The organism is Aquisalinus flavus (assembly GCF_014640095.1).
Classification (GTDB): Bacteria; Pseudomonadota; Alphaproteobacteria; order Caulobacterales; family Parvularculaceae; genus Aquisalinus; species Aquisalinus flavus.
Window position 1 is genome coordinate 630,227 of sequence record NZ_BMGH01000001.1, and the last position, 25,814, is coordinate 656,040.

Genomic DNA, 25,814 nt, shown 5'->3' on the forward strand with positions numbered 1-25,814 from the left:
GTTATGTCAGGCAAGAACGCCCCGGCAAAGACCATGCAGGACATGGACGCACAGGAGGTCCAGGCTGCGCTCGCTGAGGCCCTCAACGCCGAAATCGAGGCCGCGATCGAGGCGAACGATGCCGATCCGACCGCCGAAGATGGTGCCGGGAAGGACGAAGAGGAGCACCGTGTCGTCTCCATGACCCGCGACGATGATGAGGAAGATGACGAGCTGAGTTCGCTGTTCGGCGATCAGGAGAACCCGTTCGCCGCCGCGGCCGAGTTCGCCGAGCATGTGCGCATGACCGAAGCGCTGCTGTTCGCTGCCGCCGAGCCGCTCGACGAACCGACCATCGCCAAGCGCCTGCCGGAAAATGCTGCGATCAAGGACATCCTGGAGGCGCTTCAGAAGCAATATGAGAATCGCGGCGTAACCCTCTCCAGAACTGGCAAGAAATGGCAGTTCGTTACGGCACCGGATGTGGCGCATATACTGCAGATCGAGCAGGTCCAGCCCAAGAAACTCTCGCGGGCGGCGCTCGAGACGCTGGCGATCATCGCCTATCACCAGCCCTGCACCCGCGCCGAGATCGAGGAAGTGCGCGGCGTGGCCGTGTCTGCCGGCTCGCTCGACAAGCTGCTCGAGATCGGCTGGATCCGCCTGCGCGGGCGCAAGGACGATACGCCGGGCCGCCCGCTGCTCTATGGCACGAGCCAGGAATTTCTCGAGCATTTCGGGCTGGAATCCGTGTCTCACCTGCCGGGCATGGCCGACCTCAAGGCGGCAGGTCTGCTCGATGCGCGACTGCCGCCTGATTTCGTTGTGCCGACGCCGAGGGATGGCGACGAGATCGAGACCGACGAGAACGAACCGCCGGAGACCGATTTCGTGGAAGACTTCCATCAGGCGAGCACCGGGGCCGACCTCGAGGAAGATGACGAGATCGACGCCGAACTGGCTGATGATCTTGAGGAAAATGATTTCGAGGAAGGCGATCCGGAAGCCGCTGAAATTGTCGAGGAGCCTGACATGATCGCCGGTGAAGAGATCGATGATGACGCGTTTGACGCCGAAGAAGAACCCGAAGACGATCGTTAGATCGATTCAGCGTTCTGTCGAAACGCTGAATCGATCCAGACTCCCTGTTTGCCGCGTTTCCTGACGGTGAACCGGTTTCCGCTTCACCGGGAAACGCTAAAGTGGCAACTTGGCATTTGCGCCGGCGCCGCAGGATCGCTACATATCAGGTCAACTAACTGAAAAGAGGCTGTTATGGCACCGAGCGCCTGGCAATTAATTCTCGTTGCAGTGATCGCGCTGCTGCTCTTTGGCGGTCGCGGCAAGATTTCCTCGATCATGGGCGACTTCGCGAAAGGCATCAAATCCTTCCGCAAGGGCCTGTCCGATGACGACGAGGAAGAGGACAAGCAGCGCCTCAAGGAGGACAAGTCGACGGTCTATGCCGACGACAAGGTCCACGAGCAGGAGCCCGCCAAGAAGGCCGGCACTTCCGAATAATCTTCACCTAGGCGAAAGGCGCGCAAGCGATGAGCCTGCTGCCGCAAATCGGATTTCTCGAGCTTATGGTCCTGGCCGTGCTGGCGCTTGTCGTCGTCGGGCCGAAAGACCTGCCCAAACTCATGCGCGGCATTGGCAAGTTCCTGAAACAGGCGCGGGCCATGGCGGATGAATTTCGCGCCGGTTTCGACGAGATGGCGCGCGAGACCGAAATGGCCGAGCTGCGCGAAGAGATCGAGAGCCTGAAGAAGAACAATCCGGTCAATGAGGTGAAAAAGGCCGTGGAGGATACGGCTCGCCAGGCCGATGCCGACCGCTACCAGCAGGTCAAGGGCACGCCGCCGAAACAGGCTGGCGAGACGAAAGCCGCACAGGCCGCAGAGCAAAGCGATGCGCCGGTCGCGGCTTCTGAACCGGCTGAAACGAAGAAAGCCGAAGGCGGGGCATGACGGGCGGCGAGGACGACAACAAGGACCAGTCGGCCGACCAGCCGCCTGACATCATCCGCGACGACCCGCACGATTATGAAGACGAGGTCGAGGCGAGCCGCGCGCCGCTTCTGTCTCACCTGATCGAACTGCGCCGCCGGGTGATCGTTTCCATTGCGGCGATCTTCATCGCCTTCATCGTCTGCTTCATCTTTTCCCAGCAGCTCTATGACCTGCTTACCGTGCCCTATATCGAGGCGGTGCAGGACCGCAATGCGGGCGAGACGGCGGTGCTGAACTACAAGCCGCTGGAATTGTTCTTTGCCCGGATCAAGCTGTCCCTGATTGCCGGGATCATGCTGGCTTTTCCAGTCATCGCCCGCGAGCTCTACCTGTTCGTCGCGCCGGGGCTTTATTCGAACGAGAAGAGGGCGATCTATCCCTTCCTGATCGCGATCCCGTTCCTGTTTCTGGCCGGTCTGGCGCTGGTCTATTACCTGATCATGCCCTTCGTCATCCAGTTCGCGCTGTCGATGCAGACACCGCCAGACACCGGCGCGCAGGTGACCTATAATCTGTTCATATTCGTCGGGGATTACCTGGCGCTGATCATGGCGCTGTGCATCGCCTTCGGTTTTGCCTTCCAGCTGCCTGTCGTCCTGACCCTGCTCGCCCTGGCCGGCATCATCACTGACAAGACACTCGTCGGCGCCCGGCGTTATGCGATCGTCGGCATCTTCCTCGCCGCTGCTTTCCTGACGCCACCCGACCCGATCAGCCAGATCATCCTCGGCGCGACGCTGTGGGGGCTGTATGAGTTCTCCATCCTCACCGTGCGCATCGTGCAGAAACGCGTACAGGCAGAGGAAGCCAACGCGGAATAGATTTCAGGATTTCTGTCTGGCGAAGATGGTGAACCATGTCGTCAGCAGGCTGCTCGAGATGACAAAGCCGATCACCGTCCACTTGATGCTGTCGTCGCCCCAGATCGTATCGGCGATGATCATCACCATAACCCACAGAATGGCATGAAGGATGTGCAGCATGGCGAGGCGAATGCCCTGTTTCTGGTTCATGATTTCTCTCCGGTATGGGTCGGTTTCAACATCAGCCAGCTGGCCACGGCGAGAAAGAAGGCGGCCAGGCCGATCAGCGCCGCGCCGAGCTGCGCGTTCTCTATGGCGGCAAAAGCCCAGACGCCGATGATCACGACACCGGCGAGGCACAGGATGCGCCCGGCCATCAGGTCGGCCCTGGCGAGCGATTTGCGCGGCGCGTCGACGAACAGTTGCAGGAACCCGGCCTTGGGTATGTAGTTGCCCATCAGCACCAGCATGGCAGCGATGCTGACGCCCACCAGCCGTTTCGCCGCGCTGCCATCGAGCCAGCCGAACTCCTTCGCCGCGGCAACAGTCATGATGGCAAGGATGATCACGCCTGCGCCAAATGCGAGGGGCAGGAACGCCCGGGTATCGTCATTATCCGTGGTCATGCGGTTTCTCCCTTTTCAGCAGCAGTTCTGTCCGTGCTGTCACTGGTTTTGAGGTCCCAGCCAAACGCCTTCGTGAAGGCCAGCATTGCGTCTTCCAGAACTGACAGCTGTAATTCGTACACGACCTGCTTGCCGTCACGCTCGCTGGTCACGAGCCCGGCTTCTCGCAGCACGGCGAAATGGCCGGACATGGTTGGCTTGGAAATTTGAAAATGCTCTGCCAGCTCGCCAGCATTGCGCGGGCCGCCTTTCAGCAGCTCCAGCACCTTGCGGCGGGTCGGGTCGGACAATGCCTTGAAGACTGTGCTCATATTTTGTCATTTAGCAAAGTGACAAAATGAAGTCAATGTTGCTTTGTCAGCCTCACGTCCGCACGCTGGTCGCCTCATACGCGGCGAGGATCGCCTCGGCCATCGGCGTCGGATCGTAATTGTCATCGAACGGCGTCGGGCGGTTGGCGAGCCCGTCGCTGCGCGGTGCAAAGCCCTGCAGCCAGGAATAGCGGTGGACAAGGCCCCAGCACAGGCAGTCCGACAACTGGGGATAATCGAACATCAGGTCGAGATAGGCCCTTGTCGCCTCGGCGACCCGCTGGTCACGGGTTGCGATACCCGCCGGAAGATCGGCGTCATTGACATCGAACTCGGTGATGATGAGGTCGAGCCCCATGCCGGTCACCTCGTCGAGGAAGGTGCGCCACTCTGTTTCATTGGCCGCGAACCCGCCGGAATTACCGCCCCAGATATGGCCCTGCACGCCCAGCGCATCGATCGGTGTGCCGCGAGTCAGCAACCCCTCAAGCAGGCGCAACACACCGTCATGATGCAGCGAATTTCCGTTCCAGCTCATATAGTCGTTATAGACCAGCTGGGCGGTTGGCAGCTCGGCCCGGGCGGTGTTGAAGGCGATGTCGAGGACCGTCTCCATCGAGCCGAGATTGCGCGAGAAGGGAGAAGAGCGATAGCCGCCGGTCGCCGGATCGACTGCCTCGTTGACCACATCCCATGACGTAATCTGGCTGCCATAGCGCCGGGCAGCGGTCTGGATATGATCGGTCAGCAGGCGTTCTGCTTCGCGCGCCGGGTCCGCACCGAAATCATAGGTGTCGAACCAGCCCGGATAACGTTCTTCGGCTTCCCACAGCAGCGTGTGGAAGCGGATCTCGATGTTCTCGCTTGCGGCGTAATCCGTCAACTGGTCGCCATTGCCGAAATTGAAAACATCCGGTGTCGGCCTGATCGCTTCCCATTTGTGCGAGTTTTCAGCCACGAGATTGTTGCAGTGCTCTTTGACCAGCGCCCGGTAATTTGGGTCGCCATAAGTGCCGGTGTCGATCGCCGTGCCGAAGGTCATGTTCTTTGCCGCTGCTGCGGCGCGGATCGGGTCGATCGCGACTGTAGCCGGGGGTGGTGGAGGCGGAGGAGGGGGTGCCGGGGTTGGCGTGGTCGTGCCGCCGCCTGAACTGCCACCACCGCCGCCGCAAGCGGTCAGAAAGCCTGCCGATGTCAATGCCAAAGAGTGCGCCAGCATCTGCCGGCGGGTAAGCCTTCCCATAGTAACCTCCCAAAAATGCCGCTTGAGCGGCGCCCGGTTTGCCCCGGTTATGATGAGAACGCTAACACGGAGTTTTCGAGCCGTCTATTGCGATTGCGGGCCATGGGCGGCGACAAAATTCCCGGCCACTGGACCCTCCCGGCGATATTGCCTATAGCCACGGGCAACAGCAGAGAGTTCAGGTTCCATGCACGATATCCGTTACATCAGAGATAACCGCGAAGAATTCGACAAGGCGATGGCGCGCCGGGGCCTCGCCCCCATCGCCGATACGCTGGCGGAGAAATACGAGGCCGTCGCCGCCGAGACCCAGAGGATGAACGAGCTGCAGTCGGCCCGCAACGCGGCCTCCAAGCAGATCGGCGCGGCCATGGGAAAGGGCGACCAGGACGAGGCCGAGCGCCTGAAGGCGCAAGTCGCCGCGATGAAGGACGATCTCGCCGCCGCCGAGGAAAAGCAGAAAGAACTGCAGGATACGCTGAACGCCGAGCTGATGGCGATCCCCAACATCCCGTTCCACGAAGTGCCTGACGGCGCGGACGAGAACGAGAATGTCGAGGTGAGAGCCTGGGGCGAGCCGAGGGCAATCGACGGCGCGAAGGAGCATTACGAGCTTGGCGAGGCGCTACCTGCGGCGACCGGCGGCAGCCAGATGGATTTCGAGATCGCGGCGAAACTCTCAGGCGCGCGCTTCGTCGTGCTGAAGAAGGACCTCGCCAGGCTGGAGCGTGCGCTCGCCGCCTTCATGCTCGATCTTCACACGGAGGAATTCGGCTATGAAGAGGTCCAGCCGCCGGTGCTGGTCAATGCCCCCGCGCTCGAAGGCACCGGCCAGCTGCCGAAATTCGAGGAAGACCTCTTCAAGACCACCAATGACATGTATCTCACCCCGACCGCCGAGGTGACGCTGACCAATCTTGTGCGCGACAGCATCATGGCGGAGGAGGAACTGCCCAAGCGCTTCACCGCCTGGACCCAGTGTTTCCGTTCAGAGGCAGGCTCGGCCGGGCGCGACACGCGCGGGATGATCCGCCTGCACCAGTTCTCGAAGGTCGAGCTCGTGTCGATCACCACGCCGGAAGCCTCGAACGAGGAGCATGACCGCATGACCGGCGCCGCGGAGGAGGTGCTGCAACGTCTCGGCCTGCCGTTCCGCACCATGCTCTTGTGCACCGGCGATATGGGTTTCGGCGCGCAGAAGACCTTCGATCTCGAGGTCTGGCTGCCGGGGCAGGGCAAGTATCGCGAGATTTCTTCCTGCTCGAACTGCGGCGACTTCCAGGCGCGCCGGATGATGGCGCGCTATCGCAAGGAGGGCGACAAGAAACCGCTCTTCGTGCACACGCTGAACGGCTCCGGCCTTGCCGTCGGGCGCACGCTCGTCGCGGTGCTGGAGAATTATCAGCAGGCGGATGGCTCCATCGCCATCCCGGATGTTCTGAAGCCCTATATGGGCAACAAAGAAAAGATCGGCGGTGACGCGTGAGCCTGCGAATTCTCTGTTCCAATGATGACGGCATCCATGCCGAAGGGCTTGAAACGCTGGAAAAGATTGCCCGCGAACTGTCCGACGATGTCTGGGTCGTCGCGCCAGAGACGGACCAGTCGGGGGCTGCCCGCTCGCTGACGCTGTCGCACCCGCTGCGGGTGCGCAAGGTCGCGGAGCGCAAATATGCGATTGCCGGCACGCCGACCGACTGCGTCCAGATGGGTGTCGGCACGATCCTGCATGATGACGGCAGGCGGCCGGACCTGATCCTGTCCGGCATCAACAACGGCCAGAATGTCGCCGAGGACATTACCTTTTCCGGCACGGTCGCAGTGGCGTTTCAGGGTATGGCGCTGGGCGTGCCGTCCGTCGCACTGTCGCTTGCCCGGTTCCGGCGCGAGCATTGCCACTGGGAAACGCCGGAACAGCATGCGCCCGCGATCCTCAGGAAGCTGCTCGACAAGGGCTGGGACAAGGATGTCGTGATCAACATCAATTTCCCCGACCGCACGCCGGAGGAGGTCACCGGCATCGAACTTACGGCACAGGGCGCCCGCGACAAGGTCAATCTTTTTGCCGAGGAGCGCACCGATTTGCGCGGCCGCCGCTATTACTGGTTCGGCTTTGACGGCACGCTGTCGGACCCTGCGGATGGCACGGACCTGAAGGCGATCTATGAAGGCCGCATTTCGATCACGCCGGTTCATCTTGACCTGACACACGAGAAATCGCGCCAGGAAATCTCGAAGCTTTTCGATTGAATTGGCGCCTGTTACCGGTTTCATTTCACGGGTAGAATCGTGGCAGGGTAAACCTTTGTTAACCAAGGTGTATGAGTGTCCTAATCAAGGTTAACCAAAGGTGACCCGGGAGGGCCTTATCATGCGTGTCAAATTATTGCTGATGACCGGCGCTGCCTGCCTGATCCCCGTTGGGCTCGGTGCGGATGACAGCGCCAACCAGACCACTGAAAAACAAAAGGCGCCCGTCGTCTTCGCGACGGACCCTGGCGACGCGCATCCGCGCAATGTCGAGGCCGATCTGGCAGGGGTCGGGGCGTCCGGGAATGCCGATGCTGGCGCCTTCGACTATGGCGCAGGCGATGGCATTGACACGATGCTGATTGCCACGGCAACCGGGGGACCGACGCCGCTTCGGGCAGAGTTTTCCCAGGACAGTACCCAGACGGGCGTTCTGGCCGGGGGCCTGTACGGTCAGGATCCGATCTATCGCATGGCGCAAGCGTCTCAGGCAGAGGCGTCACAGGCTGAGGCAACACAGCTCGCTTATGCCAAGGACAAGCAGGCCGAGGGCTACATCACCGTCCAGCCGGGCGATACCGTCTTTGCCCTGTCACGCCGTTATGGTGCCAAGCCGGCAGCGATTATCGAGGCGAACGATCTCTCGGCGCCCTATGCGCTCGATATCGGCCAGGAATTGCTGATTCCGGGTCTCGCCGACGCGGCCCCTGCAACCATCGCCACCTATACGGAAGAATCGGAAGCACAAGAGGAGGCGCCGGTCCGTCCGGTCACAGTCTCCCTGCAAACGGAAACACAAGAGGAAACGACCCAAGCCGAGCTGATGGCCGAACAGCCAGCGGCCCAGCCAGCCGCTCAACCGGTGCGCAGCATCGACGCTGCTTACGCTGAACAGGCCATGGGCATGACGACACATATGGTGGAGCCGGGCAACACGCTCTTCTCCATCGCCAAGTCCTACGGGCTCGATGTCTCTGCGGTCGCCGAGGCGAACAATATCGAGGCGCCCTATGCGCTCTCCATCGGCCAGGAACTGGTTATTCCGTCCACGGCGGCCGGCGCGACGGCATCGCTGTCATCCCGCCCTGCGCCTTCTGCGGAAACGCAGGAGATGGCGAGCCGCGCGATAAACCCGATCTATGAGCCCGAGCAGATTGCCGAGGCTGACGCCGCAAATGAACAGACCGAAGCGTCTTACTCGCTGCCGAAATCGAGCGAGAAGTCCCGGTTCGAGTGGCCGCTGCAGGGCCGGGTCATCATGAGCTACGGCATGTCCGACGATGGCCGGCGCAATGACGGCATCAATATTGCCGCGCCGGTCGGCACGCCGATCCGCTCCGTCGATGATGGCGAGGTCGTCTATCGCGGCTCCGAGCTGGAAGGCTATGGCAATCTGCTGCTGATCAAGCATACCGATGGCTGGGTCAGTGCCTACGCCCATACCGATGCAATCCTCGTCAACAAGGGCGACAAGATCCGCAAGGGCCAGATCATCGCCAAGGTCGGCACCACCGGCAGCGTCGACCAGCCGCAGCTGCATTTCGAGCTGCGCCACGAATTGAAGCCGACCGACCCGATCGCCGCGCTCGATGGCAGCGATGCCAAAGCGGTCAAGTTCTGATCCGTCTAAAGATTTTAGTTGCGTGAAACGGTTGAAATGACTGCGGGCCCCTCGGGGCCCGCTTTTTTTTGCCCAAAGTCGGACTTGGCAATCAGAACGTATCGGCGATGCGTGCCGGGTTTTCGATCACCAGCCGCCGGGCGAGATAAGCGGGGCTCGCGTCGATCAGCCCGTCGGCGATGAACGGCGCCTCGGAAAAGTGGGCAAGCGCCAGATTGCCTTCATAGGCCGCCGACAGCGCCGCGCCGACGCGGCGGGATGTATCGAATTTGGTGATGATGCAGCGGCGCACGCCGATCTCGCGGAAAGCGTTGGCCCAGTCGATATGTTCGTACATGTCGCCGGAAGCGGGCAGGACCAGCACCGGCTCGGCATCGAGCGAATCCCGGAAGGCGCGCATGGCGGCAATGTCTGCCGGCGCAAAGGGCGAGACGCCGGGCGTGTCGAGAATCAGGATTTCACGCGGGTTTTCCTCGCGCAGCACATTCTCGACATCCTGCGGGTCTTCAATCGGCCAATAGCGCGTGTCGAGGGCGCTGGCATAGGTCGTCATCTGGTCGAGCGCCCCGGCGCGGCCGACGTCAGCGCACAGGAAGGCCGCCTTGTCACCCTCGGCCGCGGCGCGTGCGGCCAGCTTGGCGGCGGAGGAGGTCTTGCCGGCACCGGTCTGGCCGACCAGCATGACCGGGGCGCCTGCCGTCAGGGTCAGTGGCGCATAGTTGAGGACACGGGCGAAGGCATGCTCGAGCATGCCTGTCAGATCGCGGGCGTGGGCCGAGCGGGCTTCGTTCGCCAGCGCCTTGATCAGCTTCTGGGAGATCCCGTGGTGTTGCAGGGCCTGAGCGATCTCGCGCTGGAACGGGTCGTCGGGATCACCGCCGCGCCCGCCAAGCTTGAGCGAGAAATCGCCCTTCAACGCCGACAGGGCGGATTCCCCGGCCGAGCGTTCGATCTTGTTGTGGAGGCCGGTGCCTTCGCGCGGTGTGGATCGCTTTTCATCGTCAGGTCTTTTCGCCGTGCGTGCTGCGAGGCCGGACGCGGGGCGGCTCTTCTCGGCTTCCCTGGAGGTTTCGTTCCGTGGTCCTTCTCTCTTCGGGGCAGGCGAGGCGGGGCCTTCGCCATCGAAAAGCGGCATGCCCTTGCGGATGGCACGCAGTTCGACCATGCCGTCCTGGCGCTTGCGGGTTGCGAGAATCACAGCCCCCTCGCCAAGCTTGGCGCGCATGGCAGCCTTTGCCTCATTCAGCGTGGGAGCGGAAAAAGTCTCAAAACTCATAACAGAATCTGTACTTCCCAAATGGTCTTCGGTCTCCATTCGTATCATGCTGCCAGCGGTCATGCACTGCAACGCAATAATTATGACAGCAATGCAAAGCGCCCGGAGATTTCTCTGCCGGGCGCCATTGAAGATCTGTTGAGGATCAACGGTATCGAGGTCTTATTTACGGTATTGCTGCAATCGTGTGGTCCGGAGACCCGGCAGGCCGTGCTTGTCGATCGCGACTTCCCAGGAAGCATATTCCTCGTCGGTCAGCGAATAACGCTGGCATGCCTGTTCGAGGCTCATCAGTCCCCCGCGTACGGCGGCGACCACTTCGGCCTTGCGCCGGATGACCCAGCGCTTGGTCTTGGGTGAAGGAAGATCCTTCAGCGTCAGGGCCGATCCATCCGGTCCGATGACGTAAGGGTCCTTGCCTGTCAGCCCTTCGGACCTGTTGGATGCTAGACTAGCCATGTTCGTGCTCCCATATACTCAACTCTGGAGGGTATTTCAGTGAGGGCACTATACGACGGGCTTGTAAAAAAACGTCTAAACTCGTTGGTAAATATTTCCCTAAGCCATTGATTAAACTTGATTTTCCAAGGTGTTTTCTGTGCCGATACGGCACGCATTCCCCGAACGGTACATGGTAAACGGAAGAACTGGCACGGATGGCCTTCTTGACGGAATTTTTTTCTGGGCCCATGTGGGGGGCGCGTCAGATGACCGGATGGCCGCGTCCTGCCTGTTCAGGCAGGCCGAGGAAAGTCCGGGCTCCACGGAACGAGGACGCCGGGTAACGCCCGGCTGGTGCGAACCAAGGGATAGCGCCACAGAGAGCAGACCGCCTCCACGGCCCTGGCCGGGGAGGTAAGGGTGAAAGGGTGCGGTAAGAGCGCACCGCCGGGCCGGCAACGGTCCGGGCATGGCAAGCCCCGTCCGGAGCAAGACCGAATAGGGACAGCATGGTTACTGACCAGGGCCCGTTCCGGCCCCACTGTCCGGGTTGGTTGCTGGAGGCGTCGCGCAAGCGCCGCCCGAGAGGAATGGTCATCGCCCGCCGATCACTCGGCGGGATACAGAACCCGGCTTACAGGTCATCTGACGCTTCACATTCCACCGTTGCAGGCCGCGCGTCGAGACCGCCTCAGTCGATGGGCGGGATCGTGAAATGCCGGACCTGGCGCGCCGGCCGGCTGATCGCCCAGACGTCTCGCGCGTTCTCCGGATCGAAGGCGAAGGCCTGTCCTTCGGCGGGGACGCTGATCGTCGCGACATGCTCCATAGACGGGCCCATTTGCGGGAAGCGCAGGACATACATCTCAGGCAGGTCGTGGCCCATGACATAGAGATATCCGTCATCGCCCATCGCGCCGCCGGAAGCGGCCTGTGGCGCCATCTTCTCCAGAATAGAGGCCGGCAGCATGTATCCTCCGGTCCGGCGCCACCGATCGTCGAACAGGACGATCGAGGCGTATGTATGATCTTTGAACGGCAAGCCAGTTTCATCGTCGTAATGAGCAAACCCGGCGATCCATCCGTCCTTGTAATGATCGAACCAGACGAGCGAGCCCTCATCCATCATGCCGAGGCTCTTGCTTGCTTCATGGGTCATTGTCTCCGTATCGAAGATCTCGATCGAGCTGCCCATGGGAAGATTGGGATGGTTGGAGTTGGCGCAATAGAGCTTGCCCGCTTCGGCATAACAGCTGTTGAGGTGCCCGATCGGACCGCCGCGTGGGCCTTTCCACCGGCCGACAAGCTCGCCGGTTTGCCGATCATACTTGCCGATGACATAGTTGACGATGGCATAGAAATGGTCCGCATCCGCTGCAGCGCCCTGGCCAGCCTCGATTGCGGGAAAGCCTTCGATCAGTGCCGCTTCATATTCAGCCGCAGCTGGCGGCTGGTAGTCTTCTATGCCCATGGCTTCCCATTGGGCACGGCGTTGCTCGTGCGTCATTTCCTGTGCCTGGGCGAGGGAGCTGGCGGCGGCAAGGGCGATGGCGGTGGTGGTGATAAAAATGCGCATGAAAATATCCTCTTGAAGAAAAGGGCGGCGACGCGCTGCATCGCCGCCCATCATGGTTACATCGCGAAGTTGGCGCCGAGCCAGAAGGTGCGGCCGAACTGGGCGTCTTCCTGAAGGAAACGGGCGCCGGGGCCGGTCAGCTCGGTGCGTCCTTCGTCGGACAGGTTCACGCCTTCGGCGACGAGGCTCAGCTTGTCGCTGATGTTGACGCGGACCTGCATGTCGAGTTGCCCGCGATCATCCCAGTATTCATCAAGGTTGGGGTTTTCGGCATTGATCGTATCGAGAAACTCGCCGGTCCAGTTATAGGAGCCGCGCACCTCGAAGTGATCGTTCTCGTAGAAGGCGACGAGATTGTAGATCGTGTCCGGTTGCTGGAACAGGCCCGTTGACCGCGTCGAACCATCAGCCAGCGGAATTTCGAAGTCCGTGTCGAGGATGGTCATATTGGCGCCGACGCCGAAGCCATCCCATGGTGCAGGCAGGAACGACAGGACCTGGCTGTACTGGGCCTCGAAGCCGAGAATTTCCGCAGAGGAAGCATTTTCCGGCTGGGTGACGGTGTCGAATAGCTGACCATCAATGGTGAGGCTGGTCTGGCTCGTCCGGGTGAAGATTTCGTCTTCGATATCCTTGGAGAACACGCCGATCGCGAGAATGCCATCCGGGATGTACCATTCGGCTGAGAAGTCAAAATTCGTCGATTTGCGCGGCTGCAGGTCAGGATTGGAGCGCGAGACGCTGAGATCGGTCAGGTTCAGCGACTGGCCGCGGGTCAGCGAAGTGATGTCGGGCCTGCCGATGGTCTGGGAGGCGGCGCCCCGCAACACGATGTCTTCGGACAGATTGTACTTTGCGACGATCGAGGGCAGCCAGTTGTCGTATTCGCCCGAAACGGTCTCGGCCCCGGCAGGACCGCCTTCCCATTCCGTGCTCTCATAGCGCAGGCCGCCGGTGACGAAGCCCTTGTCGAAGCGATATGTGCCCTGCAGGTAGCCGGCATAGACCTGCTCTTCGGCAGTCGAGCCGGATGAAACGGCCGCCGACTGGTTGAAGGAAGAATTGTTCGCTTCGAAGAAATCGTTCGCGCCCTGACTGTCGATGCGGAAGGTGAATTGCTGATTGCCCTGGAATTCGGTGTCCGCAAGGGTGCGGTCGACGACATCGGCAAGCGTGTAGCTGAAGCCGTCATTGGCGACGAAGCGGGCGAAATCGAAGCCTTCTTCCTTCTGGCGGTCACGATAGATGCCACCGGTCTTGATCGAGAAGGTTTCACTCAGATCGAACCTGGCGTTGCCAGCCGCCTCGAAAATCTCGTCTTCGGCGAAGCGGTCAAGTTCGCCGCGATTGCCGAACTCATAGCTCTCCGGATCGTAGAAGCCCTGCGGATCGAGCGGCGAATAGCGGTTGAAGAAGTCGCTCGTGTCGTAGCGGGCGCCAAAGGTCGCATCCGTTACGAAGGCTTCTGTCGATTCAGGGTTTTCCAAGCTCGCCGTGGAGTAGGTCAGGCGGCCGTCGAGGGTCGTCATGTCGCTGGCGCGCCATTCGACCGTTGACTGAACATTGGAAATCTCGCGGTTCAGGGTGAAACGCCCGATACCGACAAAACCGAAGCCGTCTTCGGTGACGCCCGAGACCGGTGTCTGGTCAGTAATCGTGTCGGGCTGGGAGGAGGCGCCACTGGTGCCGAGCTCGTAAGTGAATTCGTCCCGGCGCTCGTCATCGTTGAACTTGGTGTAAAGGCCGGAAAGCGCGAAATCGAGCGCCTCTGTCGGCTGCCACTCGAGTTTCGCCGTGCCGCCGATGCGCTCGCGCGTGTTGTTGTAGAAAAACAGGCGGTTATTGGTCGGCACGATAATGCCGTTGCCATTGCCGATGCCGACATTGTTTCCTGCGTCATCGAACTCGGTGTAGTCGGCGTCGTCCACCTCGATCTGCGGAATCTCGAAATTGCGGATGGAGTAGTCGAAGCCGAGCACGAGGCCGAACTGTTCGTCGGCGCCGAAGCGCTTGCCGGTCGCAAAATTCAGGCGCCAGGGCTGCTTGTGGTCATCACCGTCGAGGGTGCCGCCATCGCCTGACTGTTCATGCCAGCCAACGAAAGCAGAGCCGTAGAAGAAAGGCGAGTCCTCGGTAAAAGCCGAGCGGGTAACGACATTGATCGTACCGCCAATGGCATTGGCGTCCATTTCCGGCGTGACGGATTTCACGACTTCAAGGCGCGACAGCAGCGAGGCTGGAATGACGTCGAGCGGCACGGAGCGCCCTGCGCCGCCACGTTCCGGCGAGGAGACGATGCCGCCGTCAATCGTCGTGCGGTTATAGGTCGGGTTGAGACCGCGGATGACCGGAAAACGGGCTTCGGCCTGGTCGTTTTGTACGGCAACGCCGCTGATACGGCGGATGACGGCGGCGGTGTTCAGATCTGGCAGGCGGCCGATATCGTCCTGCACGCTGGCATCGACGATGTTTTCCGCTTCGCGTTTGACATCCAGAGAGCGCTTCAGGGACAGGGCCTGACCGGTAACGACGATGACTTCATCTTCGGTGAGCTCATCCTGTGCCGAGGCAAAAGATATCGTCAGTGTGCCTATGGCAACGGTGCTGGCCAGCAGTGATTTCAAAGAGATTCGGGAGTGAAACAGTGATTGCATCTTAAAACCCCTCAAGGTGCATGTGGATGAATGGGACGTGTCCGGCACCCAGAAAGGCAGTGTGACATCGAGATGTAGGTCTCATGACAATATTGCTGCACTTCATGAAACATCGTGTAAGGAGTAATATTCTGCAAGCGATCGAAGGCCTTTAGCCGATGCGCGGGATTTCGTGAAGCTTTTGATGCAGGGCTGTATTGGCGGGAGGGTTCCTGCTCTGGTTGCAGCAGGCAGCGCCATTGCGGCAGGCGCGTCGCCAATCTCTTCCATGGACCGATCGAATTGCGGGTGAAGTAAATAAATGCCGATGTTCACTATTTGTTCTTTGGAAGAAGGTCCGGCAAGCAGTAAAGATATTGCTAACCATCAATTCCCATGATATCCCATAACTTTCATAAAGTGCGGAAAGCCCGTTCGGGGCTGCCGGTTTGCGAACCGGGCTGGGATAGAAGGGTTTCTCATCTATGGCATTGGCCACGGAGATTGCTGGCGAGGCAAGGAGTGCAGGGGAGGTCCAGTTCCTCGGTACCTTCACCAACAAGCTCGACTCCAAGGGCCGCCTCTCCGTGCCTGCCGATTTCCGCAAGATGCTGCTCGGCGCCAATCCCGATTTTGACGGCTTCATCTGTGCACGGTCGCTGACCCGTCCCGTGCTCGAATGCGGCGGGCCGGCGCTACTCGACCATTTCATGCGTCAGGTCTCTTCCATCGATGAATTCGACGAGGACCGAGAATTGATCGAGGAAGCCTTTCTCGCCAGCTCGCAGCGCCTGTTCTTTGACGAGACAGGCCGCGTGTCGATGCCGGCGGAGATGCGCGAGCATTGCGGGCTGACCACCCATGCGACGCTGGTCGGCCGCCGCGGCATTTTCCAGATCTGGCATCCCGATGCCTACAAGCAGCGCATGGACAAGCTCGGCGGCGTCATTGCGCGCCATAGCGAGACCATGCGTGCCCGCACTCTCCCCAGCATGGAGAAGGCCAGGCAGGAGAAGGGAGGGCGCCGTGACGGATAAGCGACCGGATGATCTGCAGGACGACCATTCCCGCACATTCGGTCATGTGCCGGTCATGGGCCGCCAGGCCGTCGACGCCCTCGCGCCGGTCGATGGCGGGGTCTATGTCGATGCGACCATGGGCGGCGGCGGCTATTCCCGCATGATCCTCGGGCGCGCCGGCTGCACGGTCGTTGGTTTCGACCGCGATCCCGTGGCAATCGAGCGCGCGCAGGCCTGGTCCGGCGCCTATGCCGGCCGCATGGTGCTGGCACCCCATCCGTTCGACCGGCTCGAAGACGTGCTGCGCGAACTTGGCGTCGAGGCTGTCGACGGCATCGTCTTCGACCTCGGCGTTTCGTCCGTCCAGCTTGATGAGGCGGAGCGCGGCTTTTCCTTTGCCAAGGACGGACCCTTGAACATGCGCATGGATTCATCGACCGATCAGTCGGCTGAGGATCTCGTCAATCATGCCAGCGAGAAGGACCTCGCCGACATTCTCTATATCTATGGCGAGGAAAAGAAGTCCCGCGCCATCGCCCGCGCCATTGTCCGCGAGCGCGAGAAGGCGCCGATCACCCGCACGCTGCAACTGGCGGACATCATCGCCGGTGCCGTCGGCCCGCGCGGCAAGGAGAAGATCCATCCCGCGACCCGCGCCTTCCAGGCGATCCGCATCTTCATCAATGACGAGCTGGGCCAGCTGGTGCGCGGGCTGATCGCCGCCGAGGCGATGCTGAAACCCGCTGCGCGTCTCGTCGTCGTAACCTTCCACTCGCTGGAAGACCGTATCGTCAAGCGCTTCCTGGCCATGCGGGCCGGCAAGCAGGGTGCCGGCTCACGTCACATGCCGCTACCCGACGACGCCGACGCGCCGACCTTCACGCTTCTTTATGGCAAGGCGGTCGATGCCGATGAGGAAGAAGTCGCCGCCAATCCGCGCGCCCGGTCCGCGCGCCTGCGCGCCGGTATCCGCACTGGCGCTCCGGCGCAAGCCGCCGATGAAGAATTCCTGTCGCGTATCGGGCTGCCGCGCCCGACCTTTTCCCATGCCCTGAAATCCTGGAGTTGAGACATGCTGCGTATTTCCACGCTTTTCTTCTGCCTGCTGCTGGCCGCGGCCGCCGTCGGCCGCTACAAGGCCGAGGCCAATGTCAGGGCCGACAAGGCGGAGATCAGGGCGATAGAGAGCCAGATCGCTGCCGAAGAGCAGAAGATCAGTGAGCTGAAGCTGCAGGTCGAGGTGCTTGAATCAGGCCCGCGCCTGGCGCAGCTTGCCTCACACCGGCTCGACCTCGTGCCGGCCCGCTCGGCCCAACTCGCCGATGCCCGCCAATTCGCCATGCTGATCGAGGCCGGCGACGCCGCTACCATCGCACCACGCCGCCGCGACAATGGCGACTTCATCATCAATGCAATCGCGATGGCCGATTTCGGTCAGCCCGAGCAGCAACAGTAGAGGGCGGTTAGGTGCTGGCGTGGCTGACAGGACGGCGTAGCAAGACGGCGAAAGCCGGCATCATCTTCGATGGCTCGCTGCCGGAGATGCCGGTCGAGCCGTGCCTGCCCATTTCCAGCCGCACGACACTCCTCGGCCGCGAGGCCGGCCGCGCCCGCCAGCTTCAGGGGCGCATCTGGCTGTGCCTGTCCGTCTTTGTCCTGGTCTTTTCAGGCCTCGCCCTGCGCCTTGCCAGTATCACCCTGGTCAACGGAGCGCCGGACAAGGTGATGGTCGCGACCCGCGCCATCGTCGAGCCGGGTGAACGGCCCGAGATTACCGACCGCAATGGCGTCTCCCTCGCGCTGAACCGTACCGTCACCGGCCTTGCCATCGACACGAGGAATGTCTGGGACGCGATGGAAACGGCTCAAGGGATCGCCAGCGTCTTCCCGCAAGTCGACCCGGTCGCGCTCGCCCGCCGGATCGAGGACAAGAAATACATCATCCTGCGCAATGAATTGACCGCCGAGGAGCAGCGGACCATCCTCACACTGGGCTTGCCCGGCGTGACTTTCCCGGAAACGACCAAGCGCGTCTATCCGCAGGGCACGCTCGCAGCCCATGCCGCGGGCTATACGATTGCCGGGCGGGGCGGTGTCGCCGGTCTCGAATTTGTAGCCGATGATCATGCCGGCGAAGGCGTGCTCGCGTCCTCCATTGACGTTCGTGCGCAGCAGATCCTCGAAGAGGAAATCCGTGCCGGGATGGAACGCTTCCAGGTCGACAGCGCCTGGGGCGTGATCATGAAGGCAAAGACCGGCGAGGTCGTCGCGATTGCCTCGATGCCGTCCTTCAACCCGAACGAGGTCAATGACTCGCCCGCCGACCACTGGCGCAACCGCGCCATGCAGGACCGCTACGAGCTCGGCTCCGCCTTCAAGGTGATCACGGCGGCGAGCGTGATCGAGGAGGGGATCGCCTCGCCTGAGACGCTCTATGACGCGCGCATGCCGCTGAAGGTCTATGACCGCACGATCTACGATTATCATCCGCGCCGTGAAATCATGAGCCTGTCGAGGGTCATTCAGCATTCGTCGAATATCGGGATTGCCCGCGCCGCGCTCGATCTTGGCCGCGACAAACAGAAAGAATACTTCGCCGCCCTCGGCCTGACCGAAGCGGTGAAGACCGAGCTGCCGGAAACGCGAGACCCTGACCTGCCGCTGCGTTGGGGGCCGGTCGAGACCGCAACGATTTCCTATGGCCACGGCATTGCCGTCACGCCGATGCAGCTTACCGCAGCAGTCAGTGCCGTCGTCAATGGCGGCATTTATCGCACGCCGACCTTCCTGAAGGTGGAGGATCAGACCGGCGCAAGCCGCGAGGGCCGCCGGGTGTTTTCGCTGGAGACATCCGCCAAGATGCGCCTGATCATGCGCCAGGTCATCACCGACGGCACGTCGTCCAAGGCAGAAGCGCCGGGCTATTATCCCATCGGCAAGACGGCGACCGCCGACAAGCCGGGCATTGGCGGCTACCGCGACAACGCCCGCATCTCGTCCTTTGTGGGCGCGTTCCCCGGCTATGACCCGGAATATGTCATCCTCGTCTCCTTCGACGAGCCCCACGGCATCAAGGCGACCTATGGGTACGCGACCGCAGGCTGGGTCGCTGCGCCGGTGTTCGGCAATATCGTCGCCCGGATGGGCCCGGTGCTGGGCATCGCCCCCGCCCATGACGATCTTGCCTTTGCCCAATTCATGGCGGGTTTGCGCGCTAGCGAGAAGGTCACCCTTGCCTTGAACGATCAGATCGATGCGAGCGACACAGCCTCGCTGGCGGTTGGCGACGAGATGGATGATGTGGCAAGGCTGCTGGCAAAGGAGCTTGGCCCATGACGACGACACCGATGAAACTCTCCGCCCTGACCGGCCGCACCGGTCTCGGCCAGGACCCCGAAATTACCGGCATGACCGCCGACAGCCGCGCGGTGCAGCCGGGCTTTCTGTTTGCTGCCCTGCCGGGCACGAAGATGGATGGCGCCGACTTCATTCCGCAGGCGGAGGAGGCGGGGGCCTTCGCCGTGCTCGGCCTGCCGGGCACAAAGGCCAATGTGCCGGTGATCGAAAGCGACAATCCGCGCCTCGCGCTGGCGCAGTATGCCGCGAAACTCCACCCCGGCCAGCCGGCGCTGGTTGCCGGCGTGACCGGCACGAATGGCAAGACGTCCATTGCCCGGTTCTGCCAGCAGCTCTGGGGTATGCTTGGCCACAAGGCAGGTTCGCTCGGCACGCTCGGCGCTTATGCGGCGGGCTATGAATACACGCTGCGCCACACGACGCCGGACCCGGTTGAAATCCATCAGGTGCTGTCGACCATGGCGACGCTCGGCACGAGCCATCTGGCGATGGAGGTTTCGAGCCATGGCCTGTCGCAATACCGCGCCGACGGGGTGAAATTCTCGCTCGCCGCCTTTACCAACATCACCCAGGACCATCTCGATTATCACCCCGATTTCGACGACTATTTCAACGCCAAGAAACGTCTGTTCACCGAGCTTCTGCCGGAAGGCGGCACGGCGGTCGTCAATGTCGATGGCGCCGGGTCCGAGGAGATGGGCCGCGCGATCGCCAAGGCCGGCCGCATATTGTTTTCGGTCGGTCGCAAGGGCGCGGATATCCGCCTGATCGAGACCGCGCCATTGCCCGATGGCACCTCGCTGTCGCTGGAGGCCGGCGATACGCGCTATGACCTGCACCTGCCGCTGATCGGCTATTTCCAGGCGGAGAACGCGCTCGTCGCTGCCGGGCTGGTCATCGCCTCCGGCCACGATATCGGCCGGGTCATGCCGTTGCTGGAAAAGCTGGACGGCGCGCCGGGCCGCATGCAGCTCGCCGACGAGCTTGAATTCGCTGATGGCAAGGCGGGTGTCTATGTCGATTTTGCCCATACGCCGGATGCGATCGAGACCGCGCTGAAGGCGATCCGCCCTCACGCCGAAAACCGCATCATCATCATCCTCGGCGCCGGCGGCGACCGCGACAATCGCAAGCGCCCGCTGATGGGCAAGGCCGCGGCCGCTGGTGCCGACAAGGTTATCGTCACCGACGACAATCCGCGCACAGAAGACCCGGCAGCGATCCGCCGTCAGGTCATGGAAGGATGCCCGGACGCCGAAGAAATAGGCGGTCGCGAGGCCGCCATCATGGCGGGCCTGAAGGAGTTGAGGGCGGGCGATGTCCTGCTGATCGCTGGCAAGGGGCACGAGTCGGGACAGACCGTGGGGACGGTCACGCACCCGTTCAACGACCGTGAGGTCGCGCAAAGGCTGGTGGGACAGCTGAAATCTCAAAACGATCAGGATGGGGCCTGATGGACAAAGGAGCTTGGGAGATGAGTACTCTATGGAATGCCTATGAGGCTGCCGCTGCGACCGGGGGTGCCCTGTGCGCCCGCGGCGATCTCGGCGGCAATGACGAGATCCTGCCGGAAGAAAGCTGGATCGCGTCGGGCCTGTCGATCGACACCCGTACGATCCGAAAAGGCGATATCTTCGTCGCGCTGAAGGCCGCCCGTGATGGCCACGACTTCGTGCGCAACGCGTTCAAGGCCGGGGCCTCCGCCGCGCTCGTCTCCCGCGCGCCGGAAGACACGCCTGATGGTGCACCGCTGCTGCTGGTTCAGGACACCCAGAAAGGGCTGGAGGCGCTCGCCGCCGCCGCCCGCGACCGCTGCTTCGGCAAGCTGATCGGCGTCACCGGCTCGGCGGGCAAGACCTCGACCAAGGAAATGCTCCGCACCATGCTGATGGGGCAGGGCAAGGTTCACGCCGCAGAGAAGAGCTACAACAATCACTGGGGCGTGCCGCTGACGCTGGCCGCGCTCCAGCCGGACACCGATTTTGGCGTCTTCGAGATCGGCATGAACCATGCAGGCGAGATCACGCCGCTGACCAGTCTCGTGCGTCCGCATGTCGCCATCGTCACCACGGTCGCCGCGGCGCATCTGGAATTCTTCGACTCGGTCGCGGGCATTGCCGAGGCGAAGGCGGAAATCATCCTTGGTCTGCGCAAGGGCGGCACGGCGGTGCTGCCGCTCGACAATGAGCATTTTGCAATCCTCGCGAAGCAGGTTAGCGATATTAATCAGTATGGGCGGGAGATTAAAACGATAACATTCGGTAGGGCCGAGGGGGCCGACCTGCGCATGCTGGACTATACAGCCACAACACAGGGGCGTGGCACCATCACCGCTGCAATCTTCGGCGAACGGAGGAGTTTCACCATCGGCCTCGCCGGGGAGCATCAGGCGATGAACGCCCTTGCCGCGCTCGGCGCGGTAAAGGCTGCGGGCGGCGACCTCGCTCTTGCGATGGAAGCGATCGCCGGTCACCGCCCGGTCGGGGGCCGCGGCAAGCCGCTCGACCTGAAACTCGACGGCAAGTCCGTCACGCTGCTCGATGAAAGCTACAATGCCAACCCGGCCTCCATGGCCGCGGCAATCCATGTGCTTGCCTCATGGCAGGGCGCGCAGAAGATCGCGGTCCTCGGCGAGATGCGCGAGCTCGGCGACAATGGCCCGATGCTGCATGCCGGTCTCGGCCCGCTGCTGGCAAAGGCCGGCGTGACCCGCGTCTTTGCCGCCGGTACGCTGATGAAGCCGATGTTCGACGGCCTGCCGGGTGCGATGCAAGGCAAATGGGCCGAAACCGCCGCCGATCTCGTTGACAATGTCGCCGCTGACGCCGAAGACGGCGCCGTCATCATGGCCAAGGGCTCCAATGCCTCCCGCGTTTCCGCCTTCGTCGAGGCGCTGACCGAGCGGGCAGGGGGAGTGCATCAGGAATAATCATGCTTTATCACATCTTCTTCCCTCTCGCAGACGCGATCCCGATCTTCAACGTCTTCCGCTATCTGACGTTCCGCATGGGTGGCGCGATCATGACGGCGCTGATCATCTGCTTCATCATCGGCCCCTCGCTGATCCGCTGGATGCGCGCCCGCCAGGGCAAGGGCCAGCCGATCCGCGCCGACGGCCCGCAGACCCATATCGTCGAGAAGGCCGGCACACCGACCATGGGCGGTGTCCTGATCCTGATCTCGCTGATCGTCTCCGTCCTGCTCTGGGCCCGGCTCGACAACCCCTATGTCTGGGTCGTCCTCGGCGTCACAGCTGCCTATGGCCTGCTCGGCTTCGTCGATGACTATCTGAAGGTGAAGAAGCAGAACACGGCGGGCGTGCTCAGCCAGGGCAAGCTGGTCGTGCAGTTCGCGGTCGCGCTGATCGCGGGCTATATCTGCATGAAGGTGCTCGGTGCGTCTCCGGAGGTTGACCCTGCAACGGCGAGCTCCGTGCCTCTGCCCTTCTTCAAGGATCTCCTCATCCCGCTCGGCTTCATGTTCGTGCCTTTCGCGGCTTTCGTGATCGTCGGCGCGTCGAACACGGTGAACCTGACCGACGGTCTCGACGGCCTCGCCATCGTCCCTGTGATGATCGCGTCGGCCAGCTACATGTTCATCGTCTATCTGACCGGCAACGCGATCTATGCGGAATACCTGCAGATCATCTTCGTGCCCGGCGTCGGCGAACTGGCCATTGTCTGCGGCGCGATCATCGGGGCGGGGCTCGGCTTCCTCTGGTTCAACGCGCCGCCGGCCATGATCTTCATGGGCGATACCGGCTCGCTGTCGCTGGGCGGGGCCATCGGCGCAACCGCTGTTGCAGCCAAGCACGAGATCGTGCTCGCCATCATCGGCGGCCTGTTCGTGCTCGAGGGCCTGTCGGTCATGATCCAGGTCGCCTCGTTCAAGCTGACCGGCAAGCGCGTCTTCCGCATGGCGCCGATCCATCACCATTTCGAGCAAATGGGCTGGAAGGAGCCGACCATCGTGATCCGCTTCTGGATCATTTCGGTCATCCTCGCGCTCATCGGCTTGTCGACCCTTAAACTGCGTTAGTCCCGGGAGTAATTCGTCCAGATGATTTCGTTGCGTGCGTATACTGACAAGGCCGTCGGCATCTATGGTGCCGGGTCTGCCGGCCTGTCTGCCCATGCGGCCTTCGCTGCCGCAGGGGCGCACCCGTTTTTCTGGGACGAGAACGAACAGGTGCGCCAGCGTGTCAGCGCGACCGGCATCAAGTGCATCCCGCCGAAAGACTGGCCGTGGGATGAGCTCGCTGTGATCGTGCCGGGCTTCTCGACCCGGCCCGGCTTCGTGCGGGCGACCCGCATTCTCGGGCTGGCGGCGGAACATTCGGTGCCGGTCAGGAGCGATGTCGACCTCTTCGCAGAGGCGATGGCCGCGAAGACCGCAGCCGAACGCCCGCGCATCGTCGGTATTACCGGCACCCACGGCAAATCCGTCACCGCCGCGCTGATCACCCATGTCCTCAATGCGTCGGGGCATGACGCCTGGCTCGGCGGGACGGCAGGCGACAGCGTGCTGAACCTGCCGGAAGGCGGGGCGGGGACGACCTATGTCCTCGAAATCCTGCCGCAGACGCTGGCCTTCACCCGCCAGCTGCGCTGCGATGCCGGTGTCCTGCTGAACCTCACCGCCCTCGACGTGCGCTACTTCAAGACGGCGGACAAGGCCGTGCGTGCGGCAACCCGCATCTTCCGTAACCAGAGGGATGACGACGCCATGATCATCGGCGTCGATGATATCCTGAGCCAGAAGATCTGCACCGCGATCACGGCGAGCTTCAATACCGGCGACAATATCATCGCCGTGTCGGGTGAGGCGACGCTGGGGCTGGGCGTCTTCTCCCTCGACGGGCGCGTTTTCGATGCGCGGTCGGACAAGACGGCGAGCCTCGGTACGATCACGCGCGCGCCCGGCATTTTCGGCGCCCATTTCAACCAGGCGGCAGCGGCGACTTATGCGGTCTGCCTGCATCTCGGCCTGACCGCGCCGTTGATCACCCGCGCGGTGACCGCCTGGCCCGGTCTGCCGGGGCGGCTGTTCTGCATGGGCGACCATCAGGAAACAGTGTTTTTCGATGATGGCGCAGCGAGCTGGCTGCCATCGACCATCGCCGCGCTGAACGCCGGCGAGGATATTATCTGGATCGGCGGCGGCGAGCACCGCCAGCGCGACTATGCCCGTCTGCGCGAGGCTGGCGACGGCGTCCTGAAAGCCTTTCTCTATGGCGAGGCGGCAGAACCGATCGCGCGGGCGACCGCGCGCACTTTCGACAGCGTCCTGTGTGCCAGCCCCGAGGACGCCATCCGCGCGGCATTGAAAGAAGCGAGGCGCCTCGCCGAGGAGGACGATATCGCCATGCCCATGGTGCTGTTCTCGCCCGGCTGCCCCGGTGCGGGCCAGGGCGCGAACCAGGCGCTCTTTACCCGGATCGTCCAATCCCTTATCGAGAGTGATGCCGCATGAATACGCTGACCGCCTATATCTCCGATCTGCGTCTGACCTCGCGCGATTCCATGTCGGCACTCGGGCGCTGGTGGTGGTCGATCGATCATTGGCTGCTTTATGCCACCGGCGCGCTCATCCTGATGGGCATCGTTCTGTCCTTCGCCGCCGGTCCCGCCTCGGCCATGCGTATCGGCATCGACAACACCAATCATTTCATTATCAAGCACATGATGTTCATCATTCCGGCTGTCGGACTGATGATGCTGATCTCCTTTCTCACGCCGCTGCAGGCGCGCCGGGTCGGTGTCGTCGTGTTCGCCGTGATGCTGGTCATGATCGTTGCTGCCCTGTTGTTCGGGCCGACGATCAAGGGCGCGCATCGTTGGCTGCCGCTCGGCCCGATCGGGATCCAGCCTTCCGAATTCGCCAAGGCCGGTTTCGTCATCGCTGCCGCCTGGCTGATGGCCGAAGGCGCGAAGGAGAAGAAATTTCCCGGCGGTTTGATGGCGCTCGGCTGCTACGGCATGTTTGCGGGGCTGCTCATCGCCCAGCCGGATTACGGCCAATGGGCGCTCGTCACCGCCGTCTGGGCGATCATGTTCTTCATCGCCGGGTGGAGCTGGTTCTGGATCATTGCGCTCGGTTGTACCGCGGTCGGCGCGCTCTATATGGGTTACCTCTATGCGCCCCATATCGCCGCGCGGATCGACACCTTCCTCAACCCGGCCTCCGGCGACACCTATCAGGTCGACAAGGCGGTGGAAGCGATCCGCAATGGCGGCGCCTTCGGTCATGATTTCGGGCAGGAGCCGGGCGCGGCTGCCGATGCGGTGAAGTACCAGCTGCCGGATTCCCATACGGATTTCATCTTTGCCGTTGCGGGCGAGGAGTTCGGCTTCTTCCTCTGCCTCGTCATCCTCGCGCTCTATGGGTTTTTCGTCTGTCGCGCCTTCATGCTGGCAGCGCGCAAGCAGTCGGTCTTCATCCAGACCGCCGTGTGCGGGCTCGCGGCGATGATCGGCCTGCAGGCGATCGTCAATATCGGTGTGAACCTGCGCGTCCTGCCGGCCAAGGGTATGACGCTGCCTTTTATCTCCTATGGCGGATCCTCGTTGCTGGCGACCGGCCTTGCCATCGGCCTGATCCTCGCCCTGACCCGCAAGCAGCCCGGACATATGAGCCGCCGGGAAACTCTGGCTTGATCGCCTGACTT

At 62.2% G+C, this 25,814-nt stretch carries 24 protein-coding genes and 1 other RNA gene; 17 read left to right on the top strand and 8 right to left on the bottom strand.

The window, feature by feature from the left end; genetic code table 11:
* Positions 1 to 3: 3 nt before the first annotated feature.
* The 4 genes from scpB (at position 4) to tatC (ending at position 2,812) form a co-directional block, all read left to right on the top strand.
* Complete coding sequence (gene scpB, locus IEV88_RS02945; RefSeq protein WP_206711330.1) at positions 4 to 1,080, top strand: SMC-Scp complex subunit ScpB; 1,077 nt, start codon at positions 4 to 6, stop codon at positions 1,078 to 1,080.
* A gap of 174 nt (positions 1,081 to 1,254) precedes the next feature.
* Complete coding sequence (tatA, locus tag IEV88_RS02950) at positions 1,255 to 1,500, top strand: twin-arginine translocase TatA/TatE family subunit (protein WP_188159793.1); 246 nt, start codon at positions 1,255 to 1,257, stop codon at positions 1,498 to 1,500.
* 29 nt (positions 1,501 to 1,529) lie between these two features.
* Complete coding sequence (gene tatB / locus IEV88_RS02955) at positions 1,530 to 1,949, top strand: Sec-independent protein translocase protein TatB (RefSeq protein WP_188159794.1); 420 nt, start codon at positions 1,530 to 1,532, stop codon at positions 1,947 to 1,949.
* Positions 1,946 to 2,812, top strand: a complete 867-nt coding sequence (tatC, locus tag IEV88_RS02960; protein WP_188159795.1) for a twin-arginine translocase subunit TatC — start codon at positions 1,946 to 1,948, stop codon at positions 2,810 to 2,812. The genes tatB and tatC overlap by 4 nt, the downstream gene beginning before the upstream one ends.
* A 3-nt stretch (positions 2,813 to 2,815) precedes the next feature.
* Here the strand turns inward: tatC and IEV88_RS02965 are convergent, their stop codons facing one another.
* Genes IEV88_RS02965 through IEV88_RS02980 form a run of 4 tightly spaced genes read right to left on the bottom strand, consistent with a single transcriptional unit; the run spans position 2,816 to position 4,974 of the window.
* Complete coding sequence (locus IEV88_RS02965) at positions 2,816 to 3,004, bottom strand: hypothetical protein (RefSeq protein ID WP_188159796.1); 189 nt, start codon at positions 3,002 to 3,004, stop codon at positions 2,816 to 2,818.
* The gene (locus tag IEV88_RS02970) at positions 3,001 to 3,420 is read right to left on the bottom strand and encodes a hypothetical protein (RefSeq protein ID WP_188159797.1); all 420 of its coding nucleotides are present in this window, start codon (positions 3,418 to 3,420) and stop codon (positions 3,001 to 3,003) included. The genes IEV88_RS02965 and IEV88_RS02970 overlap by 4 nt, the downstream gene beginning before the upstream one ends.
* Complete coding sequence (locus tag IEV88_RS02975) at positions 3,417 to 3,731, bottom strand: autorepressor SdpR family transcription factor (protein WP_188159798.1); 315 nt, start codon at positions 3,729 to 3,731, stop codon at positions 3,417 to 3,419. The genes IEV88_RS02970 and IEV88_RS02975 overlap by 4 nt, the downstream gene beginning before the upstream one ends.
* Before the next feature lie 52 nt (positions 3,732 to 3,783).
* Positions 3,784 to 4,974, bottom strand: a complete 1,191-nt coding sequence (locus IEV88_RS02980) for an endo-1,4-beta-xylanase (protein ID WP_188159799.1) — start codon at positions 4,972 to 4,974, stop codon at positions 3,784 to 3,786.
* A gap of 187 nt (positions 4,975 to 5,161) precedes the next feature.
* On the opposite strand from IEV88_RS02980, the gene serS reads away from it, so the two are divergent.
* The 3 genes from serS (at position 5,162) to IEV88_RS02995 (ending at position 8,845) form a co-directional block, all read left to right on the top strand.
* Positions 5,162 to 6,460 carry a serine--tRNA ligase gene (gene serS / locus IEV88_RS02985; protein WP_188159800.1) on the top strand — a complete coding sequence of 433 codons (1,299 nt, stop codon included), beginning with the start codon at positions 5,162 to 5,164 and terminating at the stop codon, positions 6,458 to 6,460.
* A gap of 2 nt (positions 6,461 to 6,462) precedes the next feature.
* Positions 6,463 to 7,224 carry a 5'/3'-nucleotidase SurE gene (gene surE, locus IEV88_RS02990; protein ID WP_188160524.1) on the top strand — a complete coding sequence of 254 codons (762 nt, stop codon included), beginning with the start codon at positions 6,463 to 6,465 and terminating at the stop codon, positions 7,222 to 7,224.
* A gap of 121 nt (positions 7,225 to 7,345) precedes the next feature.
* Positions 7,346 to 8,845: a peptidoglycan DD-metalloendopeptidase family protein gene (locus IEV88_RS02995; protein ID WP_188159801.1), complete on the top strand. Its 1,500-nt coding sequence runs from the start codon at positions 7,346 to 7,348 to the stop codon at positions 8,843 to 8,845.
* Positions 8,846 to 8,936: 91 nt separating this feature from the next.
* On the opposite strand, the gene IEV88_RS03000 is transcribed toward IEV88_RS02995, so the two are convergent.
* Positions 8,937 to 10,121: a flagellar biosynthesis protein FlhF gene (locus tag IEV88_RS03000; RefSeq protein ID WP_188159802.1), complete on the bottom strand. Its 1,185-nt coding sequence runs from the start codon at positions 10,119 to 10,121 to the stop codon at positions 8,937 to 8,939.
* A 162-nt stretch (positions 10,122 to 10,283) separates the two neighbouring features.
* Positions 10,284 to 10,580: a CtrA inhibitor SciP gene (gene sciP, locus IEV88_RS03005; protein ID WP_155141670.1), complete on the bottom strand. Its 297-nt coding sequence runs from the start codon at positions 10,578 to 10,580 to the stop codon at positions 10,284 to 10,286.
* Between the two features lie 244 nt (positions 10,581 to 10,824).
* On the opposite strand from sciP, the gene rnpB reads away from it, so the two are divergent.
* Positions 10,825 to 11,215, top strand: an RNA gene (rnpB, locus tag IEV88_RS03010) — RNase P RNA component class A.
* A 38-nt stretch (positions 11,216 to 11,253) separates the two neighbouring features.
* Here the strand turns inward: rnpB and IEV88_RS03015 are convergent.
* Entirely contained in the window at positions 11,254 to 12,138 is an 885-nt protein-coding gene (locus IEV88_RS03015; protein WP_188159803.1) for a hypothetical protein, read from the bottom strand.
* Between the two features lie 56 nt (positions 12,139 to 12,194).
* Positions 12,195 to 14,792 (bottom strand): TonB-dependent receptor, encoded by a 2,598-nt coding sequence (locus IEV88_RS03020; RefSeq protein ID WP_188159804.1) that lies wholly within the window; start codon positions 14,790 to 14,792, stop codon positions 12,195 to 12,197.
* A gap of 464 nt (positions 14,793 to 15,256) precedes the next feature.
* On the opposite strand from IEV88_RS03020, the gene IEV88_RS03025 reads away from it, so the two are divergent.
* The 9 genes from IEV88_RS03025 to IEV88_RS03065 are packed head-to-tail and all read left to right on the top strand — an operon-like array spanning position 15,257 to position 25,803.
* Positions 15,257 to 15,808, top strand: a complete 552-nt coding sequence (locus IEV88_RS03025; protein WP_188159805.1) for a division/cell wall cluster transcriptional repressor MraZ — start codon at positions 15,257 to 15,259, stop codon at positions 15,806 to 15,808.
* Positions 15,798 to 16,859: a 16S rRNA (cytosine(1402)-N(4))-methyltransferase RsmH gene (gene rsmH, locus IEV88_RS03030; RefSeq protein WP_188160582.1), complete on the top strand. Its 1,062-nt coding sequence runs from the start codon at positions 15,798 to 15,800 to the stop codon at positions 16,857 to 16,859. Before IEV88_RS03025 ends, rsmH begins: the two co-directional genes overlap by 11 nt.
* A 3-nt stretch (positions 16,860 to 16,862) precedes the next feature.
* On the top strand, positions 16,863 to 17,246 hold the full coding sequence (locus IEV88_RS03035; RefSeq protein WP_188159806.1) for a hypothetical protein: 384 nt from the start codon (positions 16,863 to 16,865) through the stop codon (positions 17,244 to 17,246).
* Positions 17,247 to 17,257: 11 nt separating this feature from the next.
* The gene (locus tag IEV88_RS03040; protein ID WP_188159807.1) at positions 17,258 to 19,126 is read left to right on the top strand and encodes a peptidoglycan D,D-transpeptidase FtsI family protein; all 1,869 of its coding nucleotides are present in this window, start codon (positions 17,258 to 17,260) and stop codon (positions 19,124 to 19,126) included.
* A complete protein-coding gene (locus tag IEV88_RS03045) occupies positions 19,123 to 20,601 on the top strand; it encodes a UDP-N-acetylmuramoyl-L-alanyl-D-glutamate--2,6-diaminopimelate ligase (RefSeq protein ID WP_188159808.1) in 1,479 nt (492 codons plus the stop codon). Before IEV88_RS03040 ends, IEV88_RS03045 begins: the two co-directional genes overlap by 4 nt.
* 20 nt (positions 20,602 to 20,621) lie before the next feature.
* A complete protein-coding gene (locus tag IEV88_RS03050) occupies positions 20,622 to 22,076 on the top strand; it encodes a UDP-N-acetylmuramoyl-tripeptide--D-alanyl-D-alanine ligase (protein ID WP_188159809.1) in 1,455 nt (484 codons plus the stop codon).
* A gap of 2 nt (positions 22,077 to 22,078) precedes the next feature.
* Positions 22,079 to 23,185: a phospho-N-acetylmuramoyl-pentapeptide-transferase gene (gene mraY, locus IEV88_RS03055; RefSeq protein WP_188159810.1), complete on the top strand. Its 1,107-nt coding sequence runs from the start codon at positions 22,079 to 22,081 to the stop codon at positions 23,183 to 23,185.
* Between the two features lie 21 nt (positions 23,186 to 23,206).
* On the top strand, positions 23,207 to 24,619 hold the full coding sequence (locus IEV88_RS03060) for a Mur ligase family protein (RefSeq protein WP_188159811.1): 1,413 nt from the start codon (positions 23,207 to 23,209) through the stop codon (positions 24,617 to 24,619).
* Positions 24,616 to 25,803 carry an FtsW/RodA/SpoVE family cell cycle protein gene (locus tag IEV88_RS03065; RefSeq protein WP_206711331.1) on the top strand — a complete coding sequence of 396 codons (1,188 nt, stop codon included), beginning with the start codon at positions 24,616 to 24,618 and terminating at the stop codon, positions 25,801 to 25,803. Before IEV88_RS03060 ends, IEV88_RS03065 begins: the two co-directional genes overlap by 4 nt.
* Positions 25,804 to 25,814: the final 11 nt, after the last annotated feature.